The organism is Promicromonospora sp. NPDC060204, assembly GCF_042728455.1.
GTDB lineage: Bacteria > Actinomycetota > Actinomycetes > Actinomycetales > Cellulomonadaceae > Promicromonospora.
The window spans coordinates 1-7838 of the sequence record NZ_JBHWZO010000278.1; the positions used below are offsets into that span (position 1 = coordinate 1).

Below are 7838 nucleotides of genomic sequence, written 5' to 3' on the forward strand. Positions count from 1 at the left end.
GGCACGGTGCCCGGCTCGCGCCCTCCGGACGTAGCGGTGACTACCGGGCGCCCGCCCAGGACTGGTAGTTCTTGTTGCCGCCGGACAGGTTGTAGACCCGTTCGAACCCGAGGTTGCGCAGCACGTTCTGGCCGGCGTTCCCGGTGACGCCCTTGTTGCAGTACGTCACGGTCAGCACGGCCGGGTCCAGCTCGCCGGCCCGGGCCCTGAGCTCCGCGAGCGGGATGTGCACGGACCCGTCCACGAAGCCTCTGGCCCGGTCCTTGGCCGAGCGCACGTCCACGACCTGCACCTTCTCGCCGTCGGCCCGACGCCGGGCCAGCTCGGCCGGAGTGATCAGCGGCGCGCTCCCGTGGATCGCGTTCGTCAGCGCCATGCCCGTGTAGTGCACCGGGTCCTTCGTGGTCGCGTACGCCGGGGAGTAGGCCAGGTCGAGGTGGAACAGGTCGGCGACGTCGGCCCCGTAGGTGATGGCGGTGGCCAGCACGTCGATGCGCTTGTCCGCGCCCGAGGCGCCGATCGCCTGGGCCCCCAGCAGCCGCCCGGAGGCGCGGTCGGCCACCGCCTTGATGAGCAGGGGCTTCCCGCCCAGGTACTCCGGCCGGTCGGGCTTGATGTTGTGCAGCACCTCGACGTCGTACCCGGCCGCACGGGCCTGGTCCTCGGTGAGCCCCGTCTGGGCGACGGCCACGTCGAAGACCCGCACGATCGAGGTGCCCAGGATTCCGCGGTGCTCCAGCGTGCCGCCCGTGATCGCGTCGCCGGTGATGCGGCCCATCTTGTTCGCCGTCGAGCCCAGCGGCACCCATGCCGGCTCGCCGGTGATCAGGTTGAACGACTCGGCGACGTCACCGACCGCCCACACGTGCGGCACGTCCGTCCGCCCCTGCCGGTCGACGGCGATCGCGCCGGTCGGCCCGATCGCCACGCCGGCCTGCTGGGCGAGCTCCAGGTTGGGCCGCACGCCCACCGAGACGATCACCAGGTCGGCCGGCACGGACTCGCCGTCCTCGGCCGAGCCGACGCGCACACCGGTCACACCTGTCCCGTCGCCCTCGATCGCGGCGACCCGCGTGGCCAGCCGCAGGTCGACATCGTTTCGGCGCAGCTCTGCGTCCACGCGCGCCGACATGTCGGCGTCCATCCGGGGCATGGCGTGCTCCAGGGCCTCGACCACCGTCACCGCGATGCCGCGCTCGGTGAGCTGCTCGGTCATCTCCAGCCCGATGTACCCCGCACCGACCACGACGGCCCGGTGTACCTGACGGGTCTCGATCCACTCGCGGATCCTCCGGGCGTCGGAAGGATTGCGCACCGTGAACACGCCGGGCAGGTCGACGCCGGGCAGCGGCGGCACCACACTGCGCACGCCCGTGGCCAGGACGAGCTCGTCGTACGTGTCCTCGGACGTGGCCCCCGTGGCCAGGTCGCGCACGGTGATGGTGCGGGCGGCGGCGTCGACGGCCGTGACCTCGTGACCGGTGCGGACGTCGACGTCGTACCGGTCCTTGAACCAGGCCGCGTCACGCGGGGTGAGCTCGTCGATCGTCCCGACCTCGCCGCCCACGAAGTAGGGCAGGCCGCAGCCGGAGTAGGAGATGTCGTGGTCGCGCTCGTAGACGGTGATCCGGGCGGTCTCGGTGTTGCGCCGCGCCTTGGCGGCAGCCGAGGTGCCCGCAGCCACGGATCCGACGACGACGATCTTGAGGGAGGGTGCGGTGCTCACAGGGTTTCCTCTGGTGGACGGGCGGCGGTCGCGCCGCCGCTCTCGATCTGCAGGACGGGTTGCAGTGGGAACAGGGCCGCCGCGATCAGCACGCCGAGCGCCCCGCCCACCAGCTGGGCGGCCACGAACGGCAGCACCGAGGGTGGGGCGATGCCGGCGAAGGTGTCGCTGAACACGCGCCCGACAGTCACGGCGGGGTTGGCGAACGACGTCGAGCTCGTGAACCAGTAGGCCGCGCCGATGTAGGCGCCGACCGCCGCGGGGATCCAGGCGGCGCGCCCGGACCGCTGCAGCCCGAGGATCACCAGCACCAGCCCCGCGGTCGCCACGACCTCGGCCAGCAGGTGCGGCCCGGTCACCCGTTCGTTCGCCGACAACCCCGCCGGGACGCCGAACATAGCGTTCGCCAGCAGCGCGCCGCCCACGGCTCCCGCGACCTGCGCGAGGACGTAGACGCCGCCGTGGCCCGCGCGCACGCCGGAGCCGTCGCGGCGACCGGTGAACCAGTCCACCCCCGTGACCACCGGGTTGAGGTGCGCTCCGCTGACCGGTCCGAGCACCGCGATCAGCACGGCGAGCCCGAGGGTCGTGGCGAGGCTGTTCTGCAGGAGCTGCAGCCCGACGTCGTCCGGGGAGAGGCTCTGCGCCGCGATCCCGGAACCGACAACGATCGCCACCAGCAGTCCCGTGCCCAGGGCCTCGGCGAGTGCGCGCCGCCACAGCGCTGGTCGAGCCGGCGCATCCGGCGCGGCGGGCTCCGGCCCGACCTGCTGGAAGGTGGGCGTCGAGACGTCGTGCGTCACGCGGTGGGCTCCACGCCGAGCTGCCCCAGCAGCCCGCGCACGCGCCGCTCGATCTCGTCGCGGATGGGCCGCACCGCCTCGATGCCCTGGCCGGCGGGGTCGTCGAGCTCCCAGTCCTGGTAGTCCTTGCCGGGGTACCAGGGGCAGGCGTCCCCGCAGCCCATGGTGATGACGACGTCGGAGGCCCGCACGGCCTCGTCCGTCAGCACCTTGGGCTGCTCGGCGCGGATGTCGATGCCCCGCTCCAGCATGGCCTCGACGGCGGTCGGGTTGATCATCTGGGCGGGCATCGACCCGGCCGAGCGCACCTCGACGGCGTCCCCCGACAGCTCGCGCAGGAACCCCGCGGCCATCTGGGAGCGGCCCGCGTTGTGCACGCAGACGAACAGGGCGGACGGCTTGCTGGTCTCGGTGCTGCTCATGAGTCTCTCCGGCTCTGGGGGTGGGTCAGGCGGCCTGTGGCGCCAGGTCGGCGAGCAGGGCGCGCACGCGCTCGTCGAGCTCGTCGCGGATCGCGGCGACGCCGGCGGGGGAGGCGAGCGCGGGGTCGCCCACCATCCAGTCCTCGTACCGGGTGCCGGGCAGCACCGGGCAGACGTCGCCGCAGCCCATGGTCACCACGACGTCGGCCGCGCGGACCGCGTCGTCGGTCAGGGGCTTGGGGTAGAAGCGGGTCACGTCGTCCACCTCGTCGGCCGCGGCGGCGTCGCCGAGCTCCGCCAGGAGCCCGCGGACTCCGGCGTGCACGTCGGCCGCGGGCGCCGAGCCGGCGGAGCGGACCACCACCTGGTCGCCCGCGTAGTGCCGCATCAGGGCGGCGGCGAGCTGGGACCGCCCGGCGTTGGCCACGCAGACGAACAGCACCTGCGGCAGCCGCCGCGCGCCGTCCGCGCCGGTCTCCCGCGCGTGCGCCCGCTCCGCGTCGATGATCCGCTGCCGCGCGAAGTGCTCGGTGAGCGCGACCAGGTGGGTGGCCTCGCCGCCCCGCCGGACCAGCGCCGTGTACGACTCGCGGACCACCCGCACGCACTCGCCGCGCGACGTCGCCGGGAACCGCTCGGCCAGCGACGCGGCCAGCCGGTCGAGGGCCGGCTCGACGTTCTCCAGCGCGGTCAGGTGCGCCCGGCCCGCCACGTCGACCGCCGCCGGGGCGAACCGGTCCAGCAGCGTGTTCACGGCGCCGCGGTAGGCCGGCTCGATCCGGTACCAGACCGAGGTGCCCCGCCGGTCCGACGTCAGGAGCCCGACGTCGCGCAGCACCTTGAGGTGGTGGGACACCGTGGGCTGCGAGACGTCGGTCAGCGTGGCGAGCTCGCCCACGGTGAGCTCGCCGTCCGGGCTGGTCGCGACGGCCGACAGCATGCGCAGCCGCAGCGGCTCGGCCAGGGCCTTGAGCGTGGACGCCACGGCTGTCGCGGCGTCCACGCCCATCGCGTGCGACTCCAGCCCGCGTGAGGATGACGGCGTGGATGCTGTCATCGCGGCCCTCCTGCTGTATCGATGTATGTCTATGTTGACGTCCATCAATATAGCGCACCGCGGGCCGCGACCGGCAGCGGGAGAACCTGGCGATCTTCGACGTCGCACTCACCGACGACGAGGTCGCCCGGATCACCGCCGTGGGCGGACGGCCGGACGGTCGGACCGCCGGCCAGGACCCGGCCACGTCCGAGGAAGTCTGAGCCGTCAGCGAGGGTGCCGGGCCGGCGGTGCTCTGCCGGCCCGGCACCTCGTGCGCGCATCAAGGACGACGCGCGTGGTGCCCAGTCGCGTCGGCCCGGTGCAGCCGGGAGCGGGCCAGGATCAGGGCCGCGCCTGCCAGCAGCAGCGCGAGCGCCGTCACGCTCTGCCAGACGCCGGAGAACCCCGTGGCGGCCAGCTCGTCGTCCGCCGGCGGGCCGGCGTCCGGTCCGGGCTCGTCGGTGTCCGGACGGCTGTCCGGCCCGTCACCCGGGCGGTCGTCGGGGTCGTCGTCGCCGGGGCCCGGTGTCGGCGTTGGCTCGGGCGAGACCGTCGCCGTCTCCAGGGTGCCGCCGCCGAGCCAGGCTGGCCCGGCGCCGTCCTCCGGAGCGGCGTCACGGTCGGCGACGGCCTCGTACTTGGCGGTCCGCACGCTCTTGGGCAGCGTGGGGTGCTCCTGCTCGAACTGCGCGGCCGGCATCGGATCGCGGGGAGCCTCGGGGAACTCGATGCCGCCCGTGACGTCCATGTAGTAGTCCAGGCCTCCGTGCTCGTACTCGTAGCGGAACTGGACGGTCTCGCGGGCCTCGAGGAACGCGTCGTACACGTCCTGTGGCTCCCAGCCCTCGCGAACCGGCCACTGCGACACGTCGCCGCTGCCGATGATGTCGTGGAACGCGCCGGGCCGCACGGCGTCCCGCTGCCGCAGCCACTCCGCCGCGATCCGTGCCGTGTAGACGCGTCGCAGGTCCGCGTACTCGGGTGCGGTGTTCACGGCCTCCTCGATCAGCGGCGTCATGTTCTCGATGAGCACCTGGGTGTTCGCGTCGAGGGTCGACTCCGGGACGAGGTCCTCGCAGGATGGTCCGGGCGGCGCCGCGTCAACGTCGAACGGCTCCATCTGCACGCGAAGGGGCGAGTCAAGGATGTAGAGCTGGTCCCCGTCCTCGCGAGCCGAGGCCGGGAGCGGCTCGATCCACATGCGCCACGAGCCCCAGCAGAGTTCTCCGTTCGGACCGGGTTCCAACGACTCGAAGAACTCCGCGCCTGACTCGGTGTCCGGGTGCAAGTTCGTGTAGAGGGTGCTCTTGAGCTCGAAGTCCGCCTCCAGCAGCACTCGGCCGGCCTCGGTAGTGGCGAACTGCTCGTCGATGATCGTGTCCGGCTGGTCGGGGTTGAGGTTCACCCAGAACTGGTCCGTGTCGAGAGCCAGCCAGGTGAACAGGGCGTCCGACGACAGGTCGAGCGTCGCCTCGCCGCCATACGACGGCTCTGCGCTCTCGGGGACCTCGGTGGCCGTGAAGGCGTAGTCGAACGTTTCCGCGTCGGGATCGTCGGAGACGTACCGCAGTTCCAGCGAGGTCCAGTCGATGCCGCCGACCCGGAAGGGCGACTGAAACTGGCGCGAGGAGGAGTTCATCAGCTGGTTGCTGGCGGTGCGGAGGTTCGCCGCGTTGCTCGCGCTGGTACCGGATGCGGACGCCATGGTGTTCACGGCGCCGCCGCTCGGGCGCCAGGGGCTCCCGTGGGGGTTGAACGGGGACCCGGCAGGGGGCCGGATCGGGTTCGTCTGGACCCCGGTGGCTCGCTGCACCGAATAGGTGGCGCCGGAGGCGCGCACCTGTTGCGCCGTTGTGGTGCTCGGCGTGGTGCTGAAGACGTGATGCGCCTTGTAGCCGGTGCTGGTCAGGTCCCGGTACGAGTTGAGCTGCGCCGTCGAGATCGTGTTTCCAGGACTGACGTTCACGAACTGTCGCGTCCGGTTGTTGACGGCGCTGGTCGTTCGGCCGTCCTGCAGGTTGGTGTCGCGGCACAGCCAATCGGCGGTGTCCATCGGGAACAGGGATGAGAGCGTTGCCCGCTCGTAGGCCAGGCCTCGGCTCTGGTCACGGTTGACGTCCCCGTACGTCCCCTTCCACTCATCCCACGAGAGCTTGGGGTCTCCGGCGAGATACGTCTTGTACTCCCAGTCGAGGCGCTTCTTGCTGTCCATCGGCTCGGCTGCCCACTCGTCGGGGACCTGGTCCAGGTACGCCCTGGTCGGTTCGACGTAGGAGTCGAGGATCGCGTCGAGCTCGGCCTCGTAGTCGTAGTTCTCGCCGTCGGTCTCGACGGGCGGCGATCCGTCCTCGGGAAAGTCCTCGTAGATGTACTCGTCGGCCTGCCCAACGAGCTCCGAGCAGAACTCGGTGTGGGAGTGGGCGCGGGCCGACGGCGGAGCGAGCGTGGGTACGAGGGCCACGCCGCCGATGACGGCGGCCAGACCGGCGGCGACCAACCGCAGCAGTGGCCGGCCTGGCCATTCCCGCGGCCACCCCCTCGGGCGCTGCGGATCTCGGGTCGGGGGCGATACGGGTGGACGCGTCATGATGGCTCTGCTTCTCCGTGGGTCCCTCTGCGGAAACGGGCAGAGGCAACGTAGGAACGCCGGATCACCACCGGCAACGAATCGCGCTCAGCCGCAAAGCCTTGCCGAACTTCATCCCCTGTGGACCAGACCGTCGCCCATCATGGTGCGCACGTGCAGCACGGACGTGCCGTTGCGCGTGGTGGTGATGAGGCCCGCCCGCCGCAGCACCGCCGTGTGCCGGCTGACGCTGGACGGCGACGTCGCGGTGCGGGCCGCCAGCGCGGTGGTCGTCAGCTCCGTGTCCAGCAGCCGGAGCACGGTGGCACGCGTCTCGCCCAGCAGCTCGCGCAGGGCGTCGGTGCCGGGAGGGTCGGTCGCGTTGCCGGGCTGCCAGAAGGCCTCGCGGTGGACGGGGTAGACCAGCACGGGCCGCAGCGTGGGATCGGCCAGCGCGATCGGGTGGTTGATGCCGAAGAAGGTGGGGACGAGCGTCAGACCGCGTCCTTCCAGGTGCAGGTCCCGTCTCACCGGATAGGCGACCTCAAGGACCGGCGGCCGCCAGCGGGTGGCCGGGCCCAGCGTGCCGAGCGCGGCGTCGGCACCGTGCGCCAGGGTCCGCTGCGCGAGCCGGTTCACCCAGCGGCCGGAGATCTGCGCCGCCTGGTCGCGGTGCGGGGCCAGGACGGTCCGGTGGTAGCGCCGCATGGCGACGCCCAGCCGGTGCAGCGCGGCGGGCCTCCCTGCCCCGACGTCTGCGAGCCAGGAGCCGCTGCCCCGCGGGGCGTCGAGCCGCCCGACCTCGGCGTGCAGCCGCGACTTGTCCGTGGACAGCACGGTCTCGATGCCCTCCTCGAAGTCCGCCGGCATGCTCACGGGGGTCAGGAAGTCGGGAAAGTAGCCGCTGGCAGGGGCCAGCGCCGCCAGCAGCTCCGTGTCGCGCAGGAGTCCGGCTGCGGCGAGCTTGCGCCGGGAGCGCCGGCTCCAGGAAATGAAGTACGACTCGGGCCGGGTCATCTGATGGATGCTCAGCACGAGCTCCCACATGGGGTCCAGCCGGCCGCCCACGCGGGTGCGCATCAGATCGACTGCGGAGAAGTGAATGCGAAGCACAGGCCCCCCTCGGACTGTTCCAGCTCTCACACCGGCGCGGCCGGCGCTCTGTAGAGAGGCGTCGGGATGCTTCGTGGTACATCGTCGTCGCAGGTCAGCGCGGCTTCGAACGACAAGGGGCACGTGAGGGTGGTCGGTAGAAGGCCAGGTGGTCGGCACCGCGAGGTGC

General features: G+C 72.1%; 6 protein-coding genes. All 6 read right to left on the reverse strand.

The window, feature by feature from the left end; translation table 11 throughout:
- Window positions 1-40: 40 nt before the first annotated feature.
- The 6 genes from ACFWEJ_RS24705 to ACFWEJ_RS24730 all read right to left on the reverse strand — a co-directional run bounded on the left by ACFWEJ_RS24705 (window position 41) and on the right by ACFWEJ_RS24730 (window position 7636).
- Complete coding sequence (locus ACFWEJ_RS24705) at window positions 41-1726, reverse strand: FAD-dependent oxidoreductase (protein WP_377231828.1); 1686 nt, start codon at window positions 1724-1726, stop codon at window positions 41-43.
- Entirely contained in the window at window positions 1723-2448 is a 726-nt protein-coding gene (locus tag ACFWEJ_RS24710) for an aquaporin (protein WP_377231833.1), read from the reverse strand. The genes ACFWEJ_RS24705 and ACFWEJ_RS24710 overlap by 4 nt, the downstream gene beginning before the upstream one ends.
- Window positions 2449-2525: 77 nt before the next feature.
- Complete coding sequence (locus ACFWEJ_RS24715; RefSeq protein ID WP_377231829.1) at window positions 2526-2951, reverse strand: arsenate reductase ArsC; 426 nt, start codon at window positions 2949-2951, stop codon at window positions 2526-2528.
- A 25-nt stretch (window positions 2952-2976) separates the two neighbouring features.
- Window positions 2977-4008 carry a metalloregulator ArsR/SmtB family transcription factor gene (locus ACFWEJ_RS24720; RefSeq protein ID WP_377231830.1) on the reverse strand — a complete coding sequence of 344 codons (1032 nt, stop codon included), beginning with the start codon at window positions 4006-4008 and terminating at the stop codon, window positions 2977-2979.
- A 262-nt stretch (window positions 4009-4270) separates the two neighbouring features.
- Entirely contained in the window at window positions 4271-6487 is a 2217-nt protein-coding gene (locus tag ACFWEJ_RS24725; protein ID WP_377231831.1) for a hypothetical protein, read from the reverse strand.
- A 201-nt stretch (window positions 6488-6688) separates the two neighbouring features.
- On the reverse strand, window positions 6689-7636 hold the full coding sequence (locus tag ACFWEJ_RS24730; protein ID WP_377231832.1) for a helix-turn-helix domain-containing protein: 948 nt from the start codon (window positions 7634-7636) through the stop codon (window positions 6689-6691).
- Between the last annotated feature and the right edge of the window lie 202 nt (window positions 7637-7838).

Coding starts and splice junctions, on each gene's coding strand:
- ACFWEJ_RS24715 (WP_377231829.1), bottom strand. CDS start 2,951: ATGAGCAGCACCGAGACCAGCAAGCCGTCCGCCCTGTTCGTCTGCGTG.
- ACFWEJ_RS24720 (WP_377231830.1), bottom strand. CDS start 4,008: ATGACAGCATCCACGCCGTCATCCTCACGCGGGCTGGAGTCGCACGCG.
- ACFWEJ_RS24730 (WP_377231832.1), bottom strand. CDS start 7,636: ATGCGCACCCGCGTGGGCGGCCGGCTGGACCCCATGTGGGAGCTCGTG.